The sequence below is a fragment of the Bacillus sp. JJ1122 genome, from assembly GCF_036964885.1.
Classification (GTDB): Bacteria; Bacillota; Bacilli; order Bacillales; family Cytobacillaceae; genus Mesobacillus.
The window spans coordinates 391933-412055 of the sequence record NZ_JBALQL010000006.1; the positions used below are offsets into that span (position 1 = coordinate 391933).

Consider the following 20123-nt stretch of genomic DNA (forward strand, 5'->3'; position numbering starts at 1 on the left):
CGCGCCTTCCACTACAATCAACTGTTTTTAATAACAACATTGTCTTTAACAGAGCCATATTGTTAATAGCTGTTCAAAATATTCCCGCACTAAATTCCAAGGTTATAAAAGAGCTATTAATAAATTGACGTTGTCTCTTTAGAAGTATGCTCAAGAATTTCTTTTACTCTCTGGAGGAAGCGGCCGCAAACAAGTCCATCAAGTACACGATGATCAAGTGAGAGACATAGGTTCACCATATCTCTGACAGCAATCATCCCATTGTTCATTACGACTGGACGCTTAACGATGGATTCAACCTGCAGGATTGCAGCCTGCGGATAGTTGATGATTCCCATAGATTGGACTGAACCGAAAGAGCCAGTATTATTGACAGTAAATGTACCGCCCTGCATGTCGTCTGAGCGGAGTTTGCCAGTTCGGACTTTCTGGGCAACCTCAGTAATTTCACGAGCGATACCTTTGATTGTTTTTTCGTCTGCATTTTTGATAACAGGCACAAATAAGGCATCATCTGTTGCAACCGCAATTGAAATATTGATATCTTTTTTCTGGATGATCTTATCTCCAGCCCACATGGAATTAATTTGAGGATATTCCTTGAGCGCCTGAGCAACTGCTTTTACAAAGAAGGCAAAGAACGTTAAATTGAAACCTTCTTTTTTCTTGAAATCATCCTTAATGTTATTTCTGTATTCAACCAGATTCGTGACATCCACTTCAACCATTGTCCAGGCATGCGGCGCTTCATGTTTGCTTCGAAGCATATTAGCCGCTATTGCTTTGCGGATTCCTGTAACCGGTATTTCGATGTCTCCTGCAGCTACAGGGACAGATGGAGCAGGTGCGGATGGGACTGCAGCTGGCTGAGCTTGGGTTGAAGGCTGTGAAGCAGCCGGTTGAACCGGTGCAGCTTCTGATTTTTTAGTTGGCTTGGCAGCAGATACCTGTGGAATATTGCCAGACTCAATGATCTTCTGCAAATCCTTACGAGTAATCCTGCCTCCTGCACCGCTGCCCTTAACCTGGGAGAGATCGATGTTATTTTCCTGTGAAAGTTTCAGCACTGCTGGAGAATATCTAGTTTTGCTTCCTTCATTCACAACATCAGGTGCTTGAACTGCAACCCCAGAAGAAGACACTGCTTCTCCAGATGTTTCAGGAGCTTTATCAGCGCCTCCTCCATCTATTTCGATCGTGCAGATGATTTCCCCTACAGCTAATGTATCTCCTTCACTTGCAATCAATTCCTTGATCGTTCCAGTAAATGAAGATGGTACTTCAGCATTGACCTTATCAGTCATCACTTCTGCAAGCGGATCATATTTATTCACTTTGTCCCCAACGGATACAAGCCATTTGCTGATTGTTCCTTCCGTTACACTCTCGCCTAATTGGGGCATTTTGATTTGTTCGATAGCCAAGGTTGACCCTCCTTCTCCGACTCATTCAGTTTCAGATAGAATAATATTAGAATTCAGCAAGTTCTCTCATAGCCTTTTCGACCTTATCAGGATTGATCATGAAATACTTTTCCATGGTTGGTGCATATGGCATTGCTGGAATATCAGGACCAGCCAGCCTTTTGATAGGTGCATCTAACTCGAACAAGCAATGTTCCGCAATAATAGCAGCAACCTCACCCATGATGCTTCCTTCTTTATTATCTTCAGTCACAAGAAGTACCTTACCAGTTTTTGATGCAGCTTCAATGATCGCTTCCTTATCCAACGGATATACAGTGCGAAGATCTAAAATATGCGCCGAAATACCATCCTTGGCAAGCCTTTCAGCAGCCTGAAGAGCAAAGTGGACTGCCAGCCCATAAGTTATGACAGTAATATCTTCACCTTCTCGCTTAACATCTGCTTTGCCGATTGGAAGAACATAATCATCTTCTGGAACCTCGCCTTTAATCAAGCGATAAGCACGCTTATGTTCAAAGAACAATACTGGATCTTCATCCCTGATTGCCGCTTTCAACAATCCTTTTACATCATACGGAGTTGAAGGCATAACAATTTTCAAGCCAGGCTGGTTTGCAAAAACTGCTTCCACAGACTGGGAATGATAAAGGGCACCATGGACTCCACCGCCATAAGGTGCACGGATAACCATCGGACAGCTCCAGTCATTGTTGGATCGGTAACGAATCCTGGCAGCTTCCGAAATAATCTGGTTCACAGCTGGCATGATGAAGTCGGCGAACTGCATTTCAGCGATTGGGCGCATTCCGTACATAGCCGCACCAATCCCAACGCCTGCGATTGCCGATTCAGCCAATGGAGCATCAATGACACGATCTTCGCCGAACTGGTCGTATAGACCTTGAGTCGCTTTAAATACTCCACCTTTTTTACCTACATCTTCCCCGAGAACAAAAACCCTCGGATCTCTTTCCATTTCTTCCTTGATCGCTAATGTAACTGCATCTATATAAGAAATAACCGCCATTTTTGCTCCCCCTTACTCTTCAGCATATACGTATTTTAAAGCATGTTCTGGCTCTGCATATGGTGCGTTCTCAGCGTAATCCGTTGCTTCGTTCACCAATTTCATGATCTTGTCATTAATTTCTTTTTCTAATTCATTAGTCATGATGCCGTTTTCTTTAAGGTAAGCACCAAAGGTAATGATTGGGTCGTTCGTTTTTGCCTTAGCTACTTCATCAGGTGCACGGTAGCTTCTGTCATCGTCATCTGATGAGTGAGGAGTCAGCCGGTAAGAGACAGCCTCGACTAAAGTCGGCCCCTCGCCGCGGCGGCCGCGGTCTGCAGCATCTTTTACAACTTTATAGACTTCAAGTGGATCATTTCCATCAACAGTAAAACCAGGCATACCATAACCGATGGCGCGGTCAGATACCTTTTCAGCGGCAACCTGCTTCTCATATGGTACAGAAATCGCATATTTATTATTTTCAACCATGAAAATCACGGGAAGCTTGTGTACTCCCGCAAAGTTTGCTCCTTCGTGGAAATCTCCCTGATTGGAAGAACCTTCTCCGAAAGTAACAAAAGTAACCAGATCTTTCTTTTCCATTTTACCGGCAAGGGCAATTCCTACCGCGTGAGGCACCTGTGTCGTAACCGGAGAAGAACCTGTAACAATTTTATTTTTCTTTTGACCGAAGTGTCCTGGCATCTGTCTGCCGCCAGAGTTAGGGTCTTCAGCTTTGGCAAAACCGGAAAGCATCAAATCTTTAGCCGTCATGCCAAAGGTTAAGACCACACCCATATCTCTGTAGTAAGGTAGAACATAATCCTTTTCACGGTCCAGAGCAAAAGCTGCTCCTACCTGTGCAGCTTCCTGTCCCTGGCAGGAAATTACAAACGGAATTTTTCCGGCACGGTTCAACAGCCACATACGCTCATCCAGGCGTCGAGCCAATAGCATTGTTTCATACATTCCCAAAACTTTTTCATCGCTTAAGCCAAGTGCAGCGTGACGATTTTCTGCCATTATTATACCTCCCAAATGTTCGTATAAGGCTCTTTTCCTTTGAAAAGAGCACTGTGAAATTCAATATTTTTTAAGAAGGCTCTTTTCATAAGCTTAGCTGCTATCCAGCATAAAAGACTAAACCTAAAATACGAAGAATAACCCTCATTCCGAAAACAGCCTTTATGAATGAATCGCTTTTCCATCAACCGCAAGTGCAGCTTCACCGATTGCCTCCGATAACGTCGGGTGCGGATGGATTGTATGAGCAACCTCCCATGGTGTCGCATCAAGAACTTTTGCAAGGCCGGCTTCAGAGATCATATCTGTTACGTGCGGCCCAATCATATGGACGCCAAGAATGTCATTCGTTGCTTTGTCGGCAACAATCTTAACAAATCCGTCAGATTCTCCATAAACGAGGGCTTTGCCGATTGCTTTGAACGAAAATTTGCCTGTTTTGACTTCGAATCCTTTTTCCTTTGCTTCATCTTCAGTCAATCCGACGCTGGCAGCTTCCGGTGAGCTGTAAATGCATTTTGATACTAATGTATAGTCAATTGGATGTGTATCAACACCCGCAATATGTTCTACCGCAACAATGCCTTCATGTGAAGCAACGTGGGCAAGCTGCAATCCGCCGATTACATCGCCGATTGCATAAATATGTGATTCTTTTGTCTGGAAGTATTCATTCGTTTGGACAAACCCTTTTTCCAGCTGGATTTCTGTATTTTCCAGACCGATACCTTCAACATTTGCCTGTCGGCCAACCGATACAAGTATCTTTTCTGCCTCGAAATCCTTTGATTCTCCTTTAAGTTCTGCGCTAATTTTAACCCCGTTGCCTTTAGAAAGGGACTCAGGCAGAACTTTTGCGCTAGTAACGATTTTTACACCTTTTTTCTTCATCGCACGCTGCATTTCTTTCGATACTTCTTTATCTTCGGTAGGAACAATACGGTCAGCATACTCTATTACCGTTACCTCTGTTCCAAAATCAGCCAGCATGGATGCCCATTCTATCCCGATTACGCCGCCTCCGACAATGATGATGGATTTTGGCAGTTCCTCCATGACTAGCGCTTCATCCGATGTCATGACGTATTGACCATCTGCCTCCAATCCTGGAAGAGTACGTGGTCTAGAACCAGTCGCTACAATTACATTTTTCGGTATAAGCATTTCATTTTCTTCACCGTTATTCATTTCAACGGAGATCGTGCCAGGCATAGGGGAGAAAATGGAAGGACCAAGGATTCTTCCCAAACCTTCATAGACGTCGATTTTGCCCTGTTTCATAAGATGCTGAACACCTTTGTGAAGCTGTTCAACGATCTTTTCTTTTCTTTCCTGCACCTTAGCGAAATTGACGCCGACCTCACCTGTTGTGACGCCGAACTCTTCACTCTTCTTTGCAGTTGCAAAAACCTCTGCACTTCTTAAAAGGGCCTTACTTGGGATACATCCTTTATGAAGGCAAGTTCCACCAAGCTTTCCCTTTTCAACGATGGCCGTTTTCAAACCTAGTTGTGAAGCCCTAATAGCTGCAACATACCCGCCTGTTCCGCCTCCGAGAATGACTAAATCATATTCTTGAGCCATATGTATTCCCTCCTCTGACTACAATACAATAAGAATAAAAAATACTAAGTCCACTTTTATAAATGTCCAGCTTCAGCTCGCTGCTTCTCGCAGTTTGCTTCGGTCTAGTCGATGAAGTCAAAAATGCATTCAACGAATTGACTTCTTCATTGTCGGACTCGCACGATGTGGCAAAGCTAGACGACATTCCCAATTTTAAAGCGCTGCCGCTTTTCGTTATCTCCCTGGATACTCTTTCACGTCTTCTTCCCCGCGAAGGATACGGAGCGCTCCTTCTGCAAGTGCCTGTAGCTCATTTTCTCCTGGCTGGACAATCACATCTGCGATCCAGCTGATCCGTTCAGAAATTTCATGGACAAATTCTTTTCCATAAGCGAGGCCTCCAGTCAGGACTATCGCATCTACTTTACCTGCAAGCACTGCGCTGGCTGACCCAATTTCCTTCGCTACCTGATAGGCCATTGCTTCATATACTTGCTTCGCTTTTGCATTGCCTTGCTTAATCATTTTTTCAACCTTTACTGCATCATTCGTCCCGAGATAGCCGACAAGTCCACCCTGTCCTACCAGCTTCTTCATGATTTCCTCACGATAGTAGTCGCCGGAAAAGCATAGGTCAACAAGGTCACCGGCTGGAACTGTTCCCGCACGTTCGGGGCTGAACGGCCCATCCCCATGAAGACCATTGTTCACATCAATAACTCTTCCTCTTTTATGGGCCCCGACAGTAATACCGCCGCCTAAGTGTGTGACGATCAAGTTAAGTTCTTCATATTTTTTCTCAAGCTCTTTTGCAACCCTGCGCGCAACCGCCTTTTGGTTCAAAGCATGGAATATGCTTTTTCGTTCAATAAGTGAAAACCCTGAAATACGGGCAACTGGATCCAGTTCATCAACTACGACAGGATCGACAATGAAGGATGGGATATTCAGGCCTGATGCAACTTCATAAGCAAGGATCCCGCCTAGATTTGATGCATGCTGTCCAGAAAAACCTGTGCGTAAATCTTCTAGCATTTTATTATTCACTGCGTATGTTCCGCCTTCAATTGGCCTTAGCAGCCCGCCGCGCCCACAAACAGCACTCAATTTTGAAATATTGATTCCTTCAGTATCAAGCGTTTCAAGTATCGTATTCTTCCTGAATTCGTATTGATCGATGATGGTTTCATAGGAGTTAATGACTGATGAGTCATGACGGATTGTTTTCTCAAAAACGGAAAGCTCATTGTCAAAGACTCCAATTTTCGTTGATGTAGATCCTGGATTAATAACTAGAATCCGATATTCTGTTTGATGCACAGTTAAACCTCCAATTTAGATAACGGACTTACATAGCAATCCGTAAAAACGTCAATGCACTTATTTAGTAGGCTCTGTTAAACAAGACTGTTGATTTTCGATCCAGGCGCTTCGCTTTCCACGTGGCTGGCGCTGAGCCTGTAGGAGTCAACGCACCAGCCACTACAATCAACAGGTTCAAAGACAACATTGGGCTTTAACAGAGCCTTTTAGTAAATAACAGAGGCGCCGAATGAAGCATTCAGCGCACTCTACTTATGACTTTCAATTAACGGCGGCTTAAAATGTGATGGCCATTCTGCAGGAATTGGCTGCGAGAATTGCGCATTCTCTCGATACGCTCCTCTGCCATGCGGTCAGCCGCTTTATAAGTAGGAATTCCATCTCTTTTTGCAATTGTGATGACTTTTTCAATGTTATTGTAAATAGTTTCTACCTTTTTCATTGCTCTTTCTGCGTTATAACCGTATAACTCATCCGCTACGTTGATTACTCCGCCTGCGTTGATTACATAGTCCGGTGCATAAACAATGCCCATTTCATGGATAATATCTCCATGTTTAGTGTCTTTAAGCTGGTTATTTGCAGCACCTGCAATGACCCTAGCTTTGATTTGCGGGATGGTATCATCATTGATGACAGCACCAAGTGCACATGGAGCGTAAATATCGCATTCAACACTGTAAATTTCGTCCGGATCCACCGCTCTTGCACCAAAATCCTCAACCGCTCTTTGGACTGCTTCCTTGTTAATATCAGTCACGATTAACTGCGCACCTTCTTCATGCAGGTGTCGGCAAAGATTATATGCCACGTTTCCTACACCCTGGACAGCAATGGTCTTTCCTTCAAGAGAATCAGTACCGAATGCTTCTTTAGCAGCTGCCTTCATCCCTCTGTAAACGCCATATGCGGTTACCGGTGAAGGATTTCCTGAAGACCCGAATGCTGGTGAAATACCCGTAACAAAGTCTGTTTCCTCATGAATTAAATCCATATCTGCAACAGTTGTACCTACATCTTCTGCAGTGATATATCTTCCGTTTAACCCCTGGATATAACGGCCAAATGCACGGAACATTTCTTCGTTTTTATCCTTGCGAGGATCGCCGATGATTACTGTCTTTCCTCCACCAAGATTAAGGCCTGCTGCAGCATTTTTATATGTCATACCTTTAGCAAGACGCAGAGCATCCTCGATCGCAGCTTCTTCAGATGCGTAAGTCCACATGCGTGTTCCGCCAAGAGCTGGTCCAAGAGTTGTGTCATGGATTGCAATAATTGCCTTTAGACCTGATTGTTTATCCTGGCAAAAAACTACCTGCTCATAATCATACTGTTCTAGATACTTAAAAATTTCCATTTCTAATTCCTCCCCGGTTTTATGTAAATTATTTAGCTGCAGAGCATAAGGCCAGCGCCAGTGAAAAAAGCTTACTTTCAGCTGTATCCGCTCTCGATGTTAATACGATTGGGGCTTTCGCACCTGCAATGACCGCTCCAACCTTTGCATTCGCAAAATAAATCAATGATTTGTATAATACATTTCCAACTTCAATCGCTGGGACTAATAATATATCAGCCTTTCCGGCTACCTCACTTTGAATTCCCTTGTGTTCAGCAGCCAATTGTGAAACTGCATTATCCAGGGCAAGAGGTCCATCGATTTTACAGCCTGTAATCTGGCCGCGGTTATTCATCACCGTTAGTGCAGCTGCATCAAGTGTTGCCTGCATCGCTGGATTAACTACCTCCACTGCCGCTAAAGGAGCAACCTTCGGTAACTCAATACCAATCGCATGGGCAATTTGAACAGCGTTCTTAACAATCTGTGCCTTTTGGTCAAGATCAGGCGCAATATTCATTGCAGCATCTGTAACAATGGTGAACCTGTCATAGCCAGGGATTTCAAAAACAGCTACATGTGAGAGTACCGCCCCTGTCCTTAGCCCGTATTCCTTGTTAAGGACAGCCTTTAAAATTGAAGCTGTTGGCAGATTCCCTTTCATCAACACATCAGCTTCATTTGCTTTGACTGCTTTCACTGCCATTTCAGCAGCACTATTATTATTTGGTGCGGAAATGATTTCAATTCCAGTATGAGCTTTCAGTTCTGGGTGCTCGGATGATATCATCTTGTTGATTTTTTCTTCATTGCCAAATAAAAGAAAGTCAGCAAGATTTATTCTGGCAGCCTCAGCGACCGCTTCTAAAACCTCGGAATCTTCCGCAGCAGCGACTGCGACAGTTTTCCTCTTGTTTTGGGATGCCTTAGTGATAAGTGAGTCTAATTTCATTCCTGGCTTCAACCCTTTCTTTCGATGCGCATCACCCGAGAAAATAAAGATGCAAGAACCGTGCCAACTTTAAAATGGTGAAAACGCTTTATTTTTCCCCAAAAGTATCATGCAAGTTTTTTCATAGTGTGAAATTTATTGCATGCCATCTATTTCAATACCGTGTTTTTCGAGTTTATAATACAAATTCCTAACTGATACTCCAAGTTTTTTTGCTGCAAGGGTTTTATTGCCGTTTACAGCCTCCAAAGTATCTCTTATGATTTTAGCTTCGTATTTTTCCATTTGCGAGGAAAGAGATTCTGTAAGGATGAGAGAATCTGCATGCTCTAATTTTCCTTTTGGTTGGCCACTTTGCAACTCAGGGAGATGCTGCACTTCAATCATTGTTTCATTATAGTGTAAGAAGATGATTGCCCTCCCTAGGACATTTTCCAGTTCTCTTACGTTTCCAGGCCAGTCATATTCCATGAGCCTTTTGACAGCCCTTACTGAAACACCTTCAACATTACGCCCATAATCCTGGTTAATTTTTCGGATTAATTTTTCACATAGCTCAGGGATGTCTTCCTTCCTTCTCCTCAGCGGAGGAATATGGATTGGCATCCTGTTAAGCCTATAATACAAATCCTCCCTGAAACTCCCATTTGCAATAGCTTTTTCTAGATTCATATTAGTAGCTGCTATCACCCGGACATTTATTGAAACCGGCTTCGAGCCGCCGACACGGACAATTTCTCGTTCCTGCAGAACCCTTAACAGCTTTGCCTGGGTATTGGCAGGTAATTCACCGATTTCATCCAGAAAAATACTTCCATTATTCGCCTCTTCGAAAAACCCTCGTTTCCCGCCTCTTTTTGCGCCAGAAAAAGCACCTTCTTCATAACCAAAGAGTTCACTTTCAAGCAGAGATTCTGATATCGCCGCACAGTTTACTCTGATGAACTTATTGAATTTACGGTCACTTGCGTTATGGATTGCATGGGCAAAGAGTTCTTTACCCGTTCCCGATTCACCTCGCAGAAGGACAGTTGCAGGAGTTTTAGCACCCAGTTTGGCCTGCTCGATTGGAATCGTCATTTCTTCCGTTTGTCCAATTATATCCTCAAACGAATACTTCGCTTCTAAAGTCCTGATTATTTGCCTTGCCCTGCTTAGTTCACGGTTCAGATTTTGTATTTCAGACATGTCATGGATAACCCCAACACTGCCCTTCAAAATACCATCTACAATAATTGGCGCTACGTTAACAACGACTTCTTTTTTATTCGGTCCTACTCGCATTGCTGTTCCTCTAACCGGCCTTCTTGTCTTGAGAACCTGCATATGCATACTTTCGCCTTCGGATATGTCCGCCGTTGCAGGCTGCCCGATTACTTGTTCTTCCTTTAAACCGGTAATTCGGGTATAAGCAGGGTTTATGAGGATTCCCCGGCCATCTTCATCAACCACTGATATGGCTTCATCACTGGAGTTAATGATTGCCTGAAGCATGGTCTGGATTTCTTTCAGGTTTGTTATTTCCTCTGCAAGGTTCACAACCTCAGTAATATCCTTAAATACTGAAAAAGCACCGATCAACTGATCATTTTCATCTAAAATAGGAATTCTGGTCGTAATGATTTTCGATCCATTCGCAAGGACTAATTCCTGATTCGTTTCAACCTTCCTTGTGTTCAGGACCCTAGGCAGCTTACTTGAAGGAATGACCGCCAAAATTTGCTTCCCTTCTGCATCTTCCCTTAATGTCCCAATGATTTTTTCAGCACTGCGGTTAAATAAAGTAATAATGCCCTCTGTATTGATGACAACCATGCCATCCCCGGTAGAGTTAAAAATCAGGTCATGTTCGTATGTAACTTTTCTAAGGGCTTTAATCAACCCTTCCTTTTCCTCGAGAAGTGAAGCAATGAGGAAAGCAACACTGCCCGGGATCAACACTGTGCTTTTCTCCCTAGCATCCCTCAAATCTCGGAATACCTTCTCATCTCCTGTTACCTCGATAATGATGTCAAGGTCTTCAGATATATATTCCCGCCAATCTGTACCCGTTTGAATTCCAGCTTTTTTGGCAGCGACGATTCCGGGTGCTCCAGAATTGATATCTATGACAGCGGCAACTTCCGCTGTTTGTTTAAAGATATCAAGTATTGCAGTTCCACCCTTTCCCGCTCCAACAATCATTATTTTTTGCATAATATCCCCCATGAATCCGGAAAAATATTTCATAGTTTACAAACACAGTCTGCAAATTTCTTCATGATTATTGTAAATCTTTTTTATTGGATTGACAAATTTCTTAATTATTCAGTCATGAAAAGATAAAGTTTATTGAGGTTGTTTGAAAGTCTTGTCAGCTAAGTACCTTACTTTCATCCCATCATTCCCTAAAATGCAATCATTGCGGAAATTGATGCGGTTTATTATACTCAAAAAGAGATTACTTTTTATACGAAGGGATACCACCTATGACCAGGATCATTGCACTAATCATCATGTTGATACCGGGATTCATTGCAGCATTAGGAATAAAATTAATGCGTGATATGGTGTTTGGAATTTTACAGCCGCCCATTCCAAACTTATTTATCCAATTCATTCTAGGGCTGCTTTTCTTTGCTGCGGGCATAGGATTTATCGCCGGGTTTATCTTGCACCGTGACCGTAAAAAGAATAAAGTGCAGGCAATTTTCCGCATTCCCGATAGCAGCAAAAAACAAAACAGGCCTTAATCAGGCCTGTTTTATTTTAGTTTTTATTGTCTTTGCTTTAGCCGGATCATCAGTAATAACGGCACTGCAATTTATTTTAAACAACCTTTCTAGCTCTGAATCTTTGTTAACGGTATAGGGCCTAACCTCAATACCATTATCTAAGGCAGCTTTAACAATCTCATCTGGGGCAGCCCTCCAATGAGGATGGAAACCCTTGGCGCGGATTGATTGGGCGTAAATCCATGGCATATAGAGGCCTTCTGAAAGCAGTGGAGCAATTTCAATTTCCGGGGCAAGTCTGTAGCTATATACAATGCTATAATGATTAAAGGATGAAATGATGATTTTTTCCGATAAGTTAAAATCCCTGACCATGGAAATAACTTTTTCTTCCATGCCTTCGTATGGGATGATGCTGTTTTTCAATTCGATATTACAAACCAAGTCGGTTTCCGACAGCCATGCAAGCACTTCTTCAAGCAAAGGAATGGGTTCTTTCTTGACCCTTGTCTTATGATGGAAGCCAGCATCGAATTTCCGTAAATCCTTGAGATTGTAATCCTTTACGAATCCAGTTCCGTCAGTAGTCCTATCAATCTTTTCATCATGTATGACAACAAGTTCCCCATCCTTTGTCATTTGAACATCCAGTTCCAATCCATCGGCCCCAGCTTTCGCAGCTTCCATAAATGATTTCATCGTATTTTCTGGATAAGCAGCGGCAAAGCCGCGATGTGCTAAAATAAGAGTCATAAGCAATCCACCTTATTAAAAATTGGGAGGTAAACATGAAACCATTAAATATTTCTGCGGAAACAGCCATCAAGCTTTCAGAAAAGCTTGGAATGCCCATAGAGCGCATTATGCATATGCCCCAGCATATCCTGCTGCAAAAGTTGGCAAAACTTGATCAGGATAAACAAAAAGAAGAGGAATGATTAGAAACGCCACCTGGCGTTTTTTCTTTACATATCATTCTTCCATGATAATACGCCGATCCGTAAAACAGCAACTTTTCCGAAATAAAAAACATCCTGCTTCATACCAAGAATCTGTACAAAAAAGGATGTTTTATATGGAATAAGTGCTAATTATGGCCTAACTCTTTCAAGAAGCTTTATGCTCCAGTCGCAGCTTGTCAGCTACCATTGCGATGAACTCGGAATTGGTTGGTTTTGCTTTTGACATAGAAACAGTGTAACCAAACAATGAAGAAATGGAATCGATGTTCCCCCTGCTCCATGCCACCTCAATTGCATGACGGATGGCACGCTCAACACGGCTAGCTGTCGTATTGAATTTCTTCGCGATATCAGGATAGAGGACTTTAGTGATCGAGCCAAGAAGTTCAATATCGTTATAAACCATTGATATAGCTTCACGCAAGTACATATAGCCTTTAATATGGGCAGGTACGCCAATTTCGTGAATGATGCTTGTAATGCTTGCATCAAGATTCTTCGGCTTCTGTTCAGAAGTTGATCTGCCATAATTAATGGATGAAGGCTTTCTAGTCATCGTTTTTGCTTTGCCACTTACTTGACGGATATGCCCAGCGAGATGGTCCATATCAAATGGCTTCAAAATAAAATAGGAGGCACCAAGTTCAACAGCCTTTTTCGTTACATCTTCCTGGCCAAATGCTGTCAGCATAATGACATTCGGGATGATGCCTTTCTTCATTTCACGCAGCTTTTCGAGGACTGCAAGTCCATCAAGGTGCGGCATAATGATATCCAATAACATAACATCTGGATCTGTATCTTCAAGCATTTCCAAACATTCCTGACCATTATGTGCAACACCGATAATCTCCATATCATCTTGCGAAGAAATGTATTCTTCCAGAAGCCCCACTAATTCTCTGTTGTCGTCAACGACGCATACTTTAATTTTGTTCACTGCTTGGTTCCTCCTCAAATCCAATTATGATCACAAATTTCATATTCTCTAAATTCTATTCTAAATGACTAATTCGACAATGCAACAGAAATTCCTCTTATTTTTAATTTTTTCTTAAAAAAGTAATATTTTCTAATAAATGCTCCTTTTTCCTTTGTTTTTCGACTTATTTCGATAGTTGACAAAAAAACTCCCATTATTTTGTCGAATAATCGTGAAAAATACGCCCTTTCCATGAAAAAAGGCGGCAATCGCCGCCAAGTTTCATTTCGTTAACTAGCCTGTTCTCTCGGTTTTTCATAAATGTCAATTCCAGCTTCATTCAACATCCATTCGATATGGACCCCATAACCACTGGTTGGATCATTTACAAAAACATGAGTGACAGCGCCTACCAGCTTATTATCCTGGATGATCGGACTTCCGCTCATTCCCTGTACAATTCCGCCGGTTTTTTCAAGTAACTCAGGATCCGTCACTTTAATGACCATTCCTTTAGTTGCCGGGAATTTTTGAGGGATAGTGCTGACGATTTCTATATCAAAAAGATTAACTTCATCGTTATTTACGACCGTCAAAATTTTAGCGGGCCCTTCCTTTACCTGATGGGAGAGAGCAATTGGAAGTGGCTTATCAAAAATACCATTTTTAATATCCCTATTCAATTCGCCAAAAATACCGAAAGGACTGTTTCTCTGTATGTTTCCAATAATTTCATGATCTGATGAAAAGCGGGCTAATTTTTCACCTGGATTTCCTTTTCCACCTTTTTCAATTGAGGTGACTGTGGATCGGACAATTTGTCCATCTTCAACAACGATCGGCTTTTTTGTATCCATATCGGAGATAACATGGCCTAGCGCACCATATTTTTTGGACTGAGGATGATAAAATGTCATCGTGCCAATTCCTGCTGCCGAATCGCGAATGTACAAACCGAGCTTATAAGTGTTTTCGTTTATATCTTTTTTCGGTTGCAGATGAGTAGTAATTTTTTCATTTTCTCTTTTAAGCACTAAATCCAATGGTTTTCCATCTTCTCCTGCCTGCTTTACGAACGGACCAACATCCGCCATCTTTTCAATTTGCTTGCCATTGATTTCTGTAATGATATCACCTTTTTTAATCCCTGCCGTTTCACCTGGTGATACCCTGCCCTCTTCCGCCTGTACCTGATGATGTCCGACCACAAGGACACCAACGGTATTCAGCTTGACTCCAATGGATTGGCCTCCAGGTATCACTTTGAAATCTTTCAATACATTTACATCTACTTTTTTTACTGGGAAACCAGCCAGCTCAAGGACCATTTCATCTTTGCCGTGTGCCTTCGCTTCTAATGATACGGTGTCACCTACCTGGTTCACATTGATGCTCGAATTTTCTATCGGAGCTGAAACTTGAACAGCATTTGCCGCAAAATCAAGTTTTTGCCCCTCAAACAAAGTTATATCTCCTGGAATAGATAAATATTCATGTACTGGTTTTGCAAAACCTAAAGCAATTAATGAAACAAGGAGAATTCCACCAATAAATTTTCTGAGAAAATCTTTTTTCAATCCATTCACTCTCCTCGCTTCTAGTCCACACACACATATTGAAAATGGCTACATCTTTAATTTTGCCTTGAGTTGGCGCATTTATAACCAGTATAAAAATAAAAAAGCTACCCTTTATGGATAGCTTTTCAAGTAGCAGTCTTCATATTTTGGGCAAGCTTCAATAATTCTTCCGCATGCTGTTTTGTTAAGTCTGTGATTTCCACGCCCGAAATCATCCTGCCAATTTCCTTGACCTTTTCTGAGACAGTAAGTGGTGTTACAGAGGTTTTTGTCCGGCCATTTTTAATAATCTTTGCAATGTAAAGATGTGTATCTGCCATCGCAGCCACTTGAGGCAAATGGGAAATACAAAGTACCTGAGAGCCTGTTGAAACGTTATAGATCTTTTCAGCAATGGATTGGGCAACGCGACCGCTTACACCAGTATCAACTTCATCAAAAATAATTGAAGTAACTCCCTGATGCCTCGAGAAGATACTCTTAAGCGCGAGCATAATACGCGACAGCTCTCCTCCTGAGGCAACTTTTGATAAAGCTTTTAATGGTTCACCAGGGTTTGTAGATATATAAAATTCAACCTTATCTGCACCATTCTTATGGAAAACCTCACCATTTGACTCAATTCTGAGTTCGAAAACAGCTTTTTCCATATAAAGCTCCTTAAGTTCCTTATGGATCAATTTTGTTAGTTTTTTGGCCCACCTTCTGCGGGTATCCGTTAAATTGACAGCTTCAATCCGCAGGTCTTTTTTCAGGGATGCCAGTTCTCTTTCCATCTGGACAATGTGCACTTCTTTATTTTGCAAGGTCTCGATTTCCTCTTCGATTTTGGAAGCATACTCGAGAATTTCCTCAATCGATTTTCCATATTTGCGTTTTAACTGGTTAATTTCATTTAACCTGTCTTCAATTTCATTCAAACGCTGCGGGTCGTATTCTAGTGAATCCAGGTCATTTCTGATTGTTCTGGCAGCGTCTTCTAACAGGTAAAAACTATTTGCAACAGATTCTGCGACAGACTTATAAGCCGGATCCAAATCAGCAGCTGTTTGCAGGTTGTCCATTACGAGCGCGATCCAGTCCAATCCTTTTTGTTCACCCTGAAGTGCAGAATAACTTGTTTGGATACTATCGAAAATCCTCTCGAAATTGCCAAGCTTCTGCTTTTCCTCTAACAGCTCTTCGTCTTCATTCATCCTCAAGTTTGCAGAGAGGATTTCATCATGCTGAAATTGAATCAAATCCAGCCTATGAGCCATTTGCTGTTCATTTTCACTAAGGCTTTTCAATTTTTTCTGCATTTGTTCAAACGAACGAAAAACATGCTGATATTCATTTAAAGCGGGGAGAATTTCTTCAGCGCCAAATTGGTCAAGAAGATTTATGTGTCTTGTTTCGTCCATCAATTCCTGGTGCTCATGCTGGCCGTGGATATCAATCAGTGAAGAGCCCACTTCTCTCAAAACAGCTATTGTTACAAGCTTTCCATTAATACGACAGACACTTTTTCCGCTTGCTGAAATATCCCTTCTTAATACGATCATGCCATCTTCAATCTCAATGCCAAATTCAGCAGCCTTTGAGTAGCATGGATGATGTTCCCCATCGATAAAGAACAAGCCTTCTATTTCTGCCTTATCTTCACCATGGCGAACGAACTCAGCAGAACCTCTGCCACCAACCAACAGATGAATCGCATCAATAATGATCGATTTCCCTGCACCTGTTTCCCCAGTCAGTACAGTCAGGCCTTTATTAAAAGAAATTGATAAAGATTCTATAATTGCGAAGTTTCTGATCGATAATTCATTTAACAAGCAACCGTCACCTCATTTATAGCATATCAAGAAACCGATTTGTGACAAGCTCCGTATCTTCAGGAGTACGGCAAATAATCAGGATTGTGTCATCTCCACAAATCGTGCCAAGGATATCTTCCCAATCGAGATTATCGATCAATGCTCCGATAGCATTAGCGTTGCCTGGCAGTGTCTTCATGACTAGTAAATGCCCCGCCTGATCGATCCGTACAAAAGCATCCATCAGTGATCTTTTTAGCTTTTGCAAAGGATTGAAGCGTTGGTCAGCTGGCAGGCTGTATTTGTATCTACCGTCGATTAAAGGCACTTTCACGAGATGAAGTTCCTTAATATCACGGGATACCGTGGCTTGTGTTACATTGTAGCCGGCAGCTTTCAGCCGATCAACAAGCTCATCCTGAGTTTCAATATCTTTACTTGCGATTAACTCACGTATTTTTATATGGCGCTGACCTTTATTCATTCTTATCACCTCTGGATACATCCGAAACATTCTTTTATTATTTATACTCATATGTTAGCCGATTTCAGCAGATTGTACAATCATTCGTGGTTTTTCAGCAAAACCTTCTGCGGAAAATTGACAAAGAAATGAACTTTAAAGCTCATCTGCAGGATCCTTCACAAATAAAAAGCAAAAGAAGAACAGGCTATTTGCCTATTCTTCTTCCTTAGTTTGTTTTGACTTCAATTCATTATGTGCCTCTGCTACAACTTCATCCGATGTTGATTTTAACCTCAGCTCACCCTTCTCTTCAAGCTTTCCGTTCCACTGAAGATGAAGGAGAAATTCAATGTTCCCATCTCCACCAGTGATTGGTGAAAATGAAAGATCGAAGACGTCATACCCTTCACTTAATGCAAAGTCAATGATCCTCTCGATTACTTCTATATGGACTTTCCTGTCGCGGACAATCCCCTTCTTGCCGACTTGTTCTCGACCTGCTTCAAACTGTGGTTTGACTAGAGCGACGATATCGCTCCCTGGCACCAATAGGGTCTTCAAAACAGGCAGAATCAGCCGCAATGAGATAAAGGATACGTCAATGCTCGCAAAGTTCGGGAGACCCTTTAAGAGGTCTTCAGGTTTCACGTAGCGGAAATTGGTACGCTCCATCACTTCTACACGGTCGTCCTGGCGCAGCTTCCAGGCAAGCTGGTTATAGCCAACATCCAGGGCATAGGACATTTCTGCTCCATTCTGGAGGGCGCAATCCGTAAATCCGCCAGTAGAAGCTCCGATATCAATCAGAGTCTTGCCTTTAACCTCCAGGTCAAAAACCTTCAATGCTTTCTCAAGTTTCAAGCCGCCTCTGCTTACATACGGAAGAACATTCCCCTTTACTGTTAGTGGAATATCACTATTTACCTTTTCTCCTGGCTTGTCCAGCCGGCTTTCATTGGAGTAGACAAGCCCTGCCATGATTGTCCGTTTCGCCTTTTCTCTTGTTTCGGCAAGACCACGCTCCACGAGCAGCACATCTAATCGTTCTTTTTTGATTTTCATTTGTTACGCCCTTTTTTGTTTTTGTCTTGCAAGCTTTTGAATCCGCAAGACAACATCATCTGTTGTCATACCAATTTCCTTTAAAAGTTTATCAACATTGCCGTGTTCAATGAATTGATCTGGTATTCCCATTCGGTCAATTTCTGCTTTATGGTAGCCAAGTTCCTGGGCTGTTTCAAGAATGAAGCTTCCAAATCCGCCCTGAAGGACTGCCTCTTCAATTGTTAAAATCGGTAAATCTTCATTTAGGATGCCAGTAAGCATTTTTTCATCCAGTGGTTTGATGAACCTTGAATTGATGACCCTGACTGAAATCCCCTGCTTAGCTAGAATCTCTGCTGCTGCAAGTGCCATTGGAATCGTTGTTCCGAATGTCAGGATTGCTGCATCCTCACCCTCACGGATAACTTCCCAAGTTCCGATTGGAATCTCCTTTAATTCATCGTCCATAGGAACTCCCAGTCCATTGCCGCGAGGATATCTCATTGCAATTGGACCATCATCATAATTCATAGCTGTATATACCAAATGTTGTCCTTCATTTTCATCCTTAGGCATCATCAATACCATATTAGGCAGATGTCTTAAGAACGCAATATCAAACACTCCTTGATGTGTCTCTCCATCAGCTCCCACAAGGCCTGCGCGGTCAATCCCAATAAAGACATTCAGGTTCTGTCGGCAAATATCGTGGACGACCTGGTCATAGGCACGCTGCAGGAAAGTCGAATAAATGGCAAGGAAAGGTTTCATATTTTGCGTCGCAAGCCCGGCAGCAAATGTTGTGGCATGCTGTTCTGCGATTCCTACATCAATCATCCTATCAGGAAATTCGCTTGCGAAGCCCTCTAGTTTTGAACCCACCGGCATGGCAGGAGTGACAGCTACAACCCGGTCATCACTTCTTGCAATCTTCCTCACAGTCTCACTGACAAGCTTGCTCCATGCAGGCGGAGCATAATCCGGCTTCACAAAGTCACCAGTTTCCATTTTGTAAGGTCCCGTTCCGTGCCACGTGCCGATTTTATCGTTTTCAGCAGGGTTATAACCCTTCCCTTTTTTTGTGATCACGTGAAGCAATACCGGTCCATCCTGTTTTTTTGCATAAGCCAGGTTTTCAAATAAATCATCATAATTATGGCCGTCTACCGGACCAAGGTAGGTAAATCCTAATTCTTCAAAAAAGATTCCTGATACAAATAAATACTTTAGGCTGTCCTTGATTCTCTCTGCAGTTGCCGCAAGCTGTCCGCCAATAGCCGGCACTTTTTTCAGAAGCAATTCAAGCTCATCTTTAACCCAATGATATTTCCCAGCAGTCCTCAAACGGCCAAGAACACTGTGCAATGCGCCTACATTGGGTGCAATCGACATTTCGTTATCATTCAAGATGACAATCAGTTTCTTTTTTTCATGGCCGATATGGTTTAGGGCTTCTAGAGCCATGCCTCCTGTTAGGGCACCATCTCCAATAATCGGTACGATGTGGGAATTCTCGCCTTTTAAATCTCTGGCGATCGCCATTCCCATTGCTGCAGAAAGGGATGTAGAACTATGGCCAGTTTCCCAAACATCATGCTCACTTTCAATCATCTTCGGGAAACCGCACAAGCCCTTATATTGTCTTAGCGTATCGAATTGGCATGCCCTTCCTGTCAAAATCTTATGGACATATGACTGATGTCCGACATCCCAAAGAAATTTATCCTTAGGACTGTCAAAACACTTGTGGAGGGCAATTGTCAATTCAACTACACCAAGGTTTGGGCCAATGTGTCCGCCAGTAACCGAAAGCTTTTCGATCAAAAACTGCCGAATCTCCCCGCTTAATTCTTCCAGTTCCTTATTAGATAGATTTTTTAAGAAGGAAGGGTCTTTTATTGATAAAAGATCCATTTCGGACCACTCTCTTTCATTTCTGACTTAATAATCCGGATATATGATTATCTGTTTTTCCAAAAAAGTTGTTAGTA

Annotated in this window: 16 protein-coding genes and 1 pseudogene; 2 read left to right on the forward strand and 15 right to left on the reverse strand. The window is 42.4% G+C overall.

The window, feature by feature from the left end; all coding sequences use genetic code 11:
• Positions 1-116: 116 nt before the first annotated feature.
• The 8 genes from V7201_RS05710 to V7201_RS05745 all read right to left on the reverse strand — a co-directional run bounded on the left by V7201_RS05710 (position 117) and on the right by V7201_RS05745 (position 10841).
• Positions 117-1424, reverse strand: coding sequence for a dihydrolipoamide acetyltransferase family protein (locus V7201_RS05710; RefSeq protein WP_335375815.1), 1308 nt, complete (start codon positions 1422-1424; stop codon positions 117-119).
• A 46-nt stretch (positions 1425-1470) separates the two neighbouring features.
• On the reverse strand, positions 1471-2454 hold the full coding sequence (locus V7201_RS05715) for an alpha-ketoacid dehydrogenase subunit beta (protein WP_207499925.1): 984 nt from the start codon (positions 2452-2454) through the stop codon (positions 1471-1473).
• 12 nt (positions 2455-2466) lie between these two features.
• Positions 2467-3462: a thiamine pyrophosphate-dependent dehydrogenase E1 component subunit alpha gene (locus V7201_RS05720; protein ID WP_335375816.1), complete on the reverse strand. Its 996-nt coding sequence runs from the start codon at positions 3460-3462 to the stop codon at positions 2467-2469.
• Positions 3463-3624: 162 nt separating this feature from the next.
• Complete coding sequence (gene lpdA / locus V7201_RS05725; RefSeq protein ID WP_335375817.1) at positions 3625-5046, reverse strand: dihydrolipoyl dehydrogenase; 1422 nt, start codon at positions 5044-5046, stop codon at positions 3625-3627.
• Between the two features lie 216 nt (positions 5047-5262).
• The gene (buk, locus tag V7201_RS05730; protein ID WP_335375818.1) at positions 5263-6348 is read right to left on the reverse strand and encodes a butyrate kinase; all 1086 of its coding nucleotides are present in this window, start codon (positions 6346-6348) and stop codon (positions 5263-5265) included.
• Positions 6349-6616: 268 nt separating this feature from the next.
• Entirely contained in the window at positions 6617-7711 is a 1095-nt protein-coding gene (gene bcd / locus V7201_RS05735; RefSeq protein WP_335375819.1) for a branched-chain amino acid dehydrogenase, read from the reverse strand.
• A gap of 28 nt (positions 7712-7739) precedes the next feature.
• Complete coding sequence (yqiS, locus tag V7201_RS05740; RefSeq protein ID WP_335375820.1) at positions 7740-8645, reverse strand: phosphate butyryltransferase; 906 nt, start codon at positions 8643-8645, stop codon at positions 7740-7742.
• A gap of 135 nt (positions 8646-8780) precedes the next feature.
• A complete protein-coding gene (locus V7201_RS05745) occupies positions 8781-10841 on the reverse strand; it encodes a sigma-54-dependent Fis family transcriptional regulator (protein ID WP_335375821.1) in 2061 nt (686 codons plus the stop codon).
• A 272-nt stretch (positions 10842-11113) separates the two neighbouring features.
• Here V7201_RS05745 and V7201_RS05750 point away from each other — a divergent pair, with 272 nt between their 5' ends.
• Positions 11114-11377: a DUF2627 domain-containing protein gene (locus V7201_RS05750; protein WP_335375822.1), complete on the forward strand. Its 264-nt coding sequence runs from the start codon at positions 11114-11116 to the stop codon at positions 11375-11377.
• On the opposite strand, the gene V7201_RS05755 is transcribed toward V7201_RS05750, so the two are convergent.
• Positions 11378-12112 carry a glycerophosphodiester phosphodiesterase gene (locus V7201_RS05755; protein ID WP_335375823.1) on the reverse strand — a complete coding sequence of 245 codons (735 nt, stop codon included), beginning with the start codon at positions 12110-12112 and terminating at the stop codon, positions 11378-11380.
• Positions 12113-12147: 35 nt separating this feature from the next.
• On the opposite strand from V7201_RS05755, the gene V7201_RS05760 reads away from it, so the two are divergent.
• A complete protein-coding gene (locus V7201_RS05760; protein ID WP_335375824.1) occupies positions 12148-12297 on the forward strand; it encodes a YycC family protein in 150 nt (49 codons plus the stop codon).
• Between the two features lie 169 nt (positions 12298-12466).
• Here the strand turns inward: V7201_RS05760 and spo0A are convergent, their stop codons facing one another.
• The 6 genes and pseudogenes from spo0A to dxs form a co-directional block, all read right to left on the reverse strand.
• A complete protein-coding gene (spo0A, locus tag V7201_RS05765) occupies positions 12467-13261 on the reverse strand; it encodes a sporulation transcription factor Spo0A (RefSeq protein ID WP_335375825.1) in 795 nt (264 codons plus the stop codon).
• A 272-nt stretch (positions 13262-13533) separates the two neighbouring features.
• Positions 13534-14820: a SpoIVB peptidase gene (spoIVB, locus tag V7201_RS05770; protein ID WP_335375826.1), complete on the reverse strand. Its 1287-nt coding sequence runs from the start codon at positions 14818-14820 to the stop codon at positions 13534-13536.
• Positions 14821-14948: 128 nt separating this feature from the next.
• Complete coding sequence (gene recN / locus V7201_RS05775) at positions 14949-16640, reverse strand: DNA repair protein RecN (RefSeq protein ID WP_335375827.1); 1692 nt, start codon at positions 16638-16640, stop codon at positions 14949-14951.
• A gap of 16 nt (positions 16641-16656) precedes the next feature.
• The gene (gene ahrC, locus V7201_RS05780) at positions 16657-17106 is read right to left on the reverse strand and encodes a transcriptional regulator AhrC/ArgR (RefSeq protein ID WP_207499938.1); all 450 of its coding nucleotides are present in this window, start codon (positions 17104-17106) and stop codon (positions 16657-16659) included.
• A 195-nt stretch (positions 17107-17301) separates the two neighbouring features.
• Complete coding sequence (locus V7201_RS05785) at positions 17302-18150, reverse strand: TlyA family RNA methyltransferase (RefSeq protein WP_335375828.1); 849 nt, start codon at positions 18148-18150, stop codon at positions 17302-17304.
• Positions 18149-20046, reverse strand: a pseudogene (gene dxs / locus V7201_RS05790) (1-deoxy-D-xylulose-5-phosphate synthase); the annotation flags it as partial. The gene V7201_RS05785 and the pseudogene dxs, both read right to left, overlap by 2 nt.
• Between the last annotated feature and the right edge of the window lie 77 nt (positions 20047-20123).

Coding starts and splice junctions, on each gene's coding strand:
- V7201_RS05715 (WP_207499925.1), bottom strand. CDS start 2,454: ATGGCGGTTATTTCTTATATAGATGCAGTTACATTAGCGATCAAGGAA.
- V7201_RS05720 (WP_335375816.1), bottom strand. CDS start 3,462: ATGGCAGAAAATCGTCACGCTGCACTTGGCTTAAGCGATGAAAAAGTT.
- lpdA (WP_335375817.1), bottom strand. CDS start 5,046: ATGGCTCAAGAATATGATTTAGTCATTCTCGGAGGCGGAACAGGCGGG.
- bcd (WP_335375819.1), bottom strand. CDS start 7,711: ATGGAAATTTTTAAGTATCTAGAACAGTATGATTATGAGCAGGTAGTT.
- yqiS (WP_335375820.1), bottom strand. CDS start 8,645: ATGAAATTAGACTCACTTATCACTAAGGCATCCCAAAACAAGAGGAAA.
- V7201_RS05745 (WP_335375821.1), bottom strand. CDS start 10,841: ATGCAAAAAATAATGATTGTTGGAGCGGGAAAGGGTGGAACTGCAATA.
- V7201_RS05750 (WP_335375822.1), top strand. CDS start 11,114: ATGACCAGGATCATTGCACTAATCATCATGTTGATACCGGGATTCATT.
- V7201_RS05755 (WP_335375823.1), bottom strand. CDS start 12,112: ATGACTCTTATTTTAGCACATCGCGGCTTTGCCGCTGCTTATCCAGAA.
- V7201_RS05760 (WP_335375824.1), top strand. CDS start 12,148: ATGAAACCATTAAATATTTCTGCGGAAACAGCCATCAAGCTTTCAGAA.
- ahrC (WP_207499938.1), bottom strand. CDS start 17,106: ATGAATAAAGGTCAGCGCCATATAAAAATACGTGAGTTAATCGCAAGT.
- V7201_RS05785 (WP_335375828.1), bottom strand. CDS start 18,150: ATGAAAATCAAAAAAGAACGATTAGATGTGCTGCTCGTGGAGCGTGGT.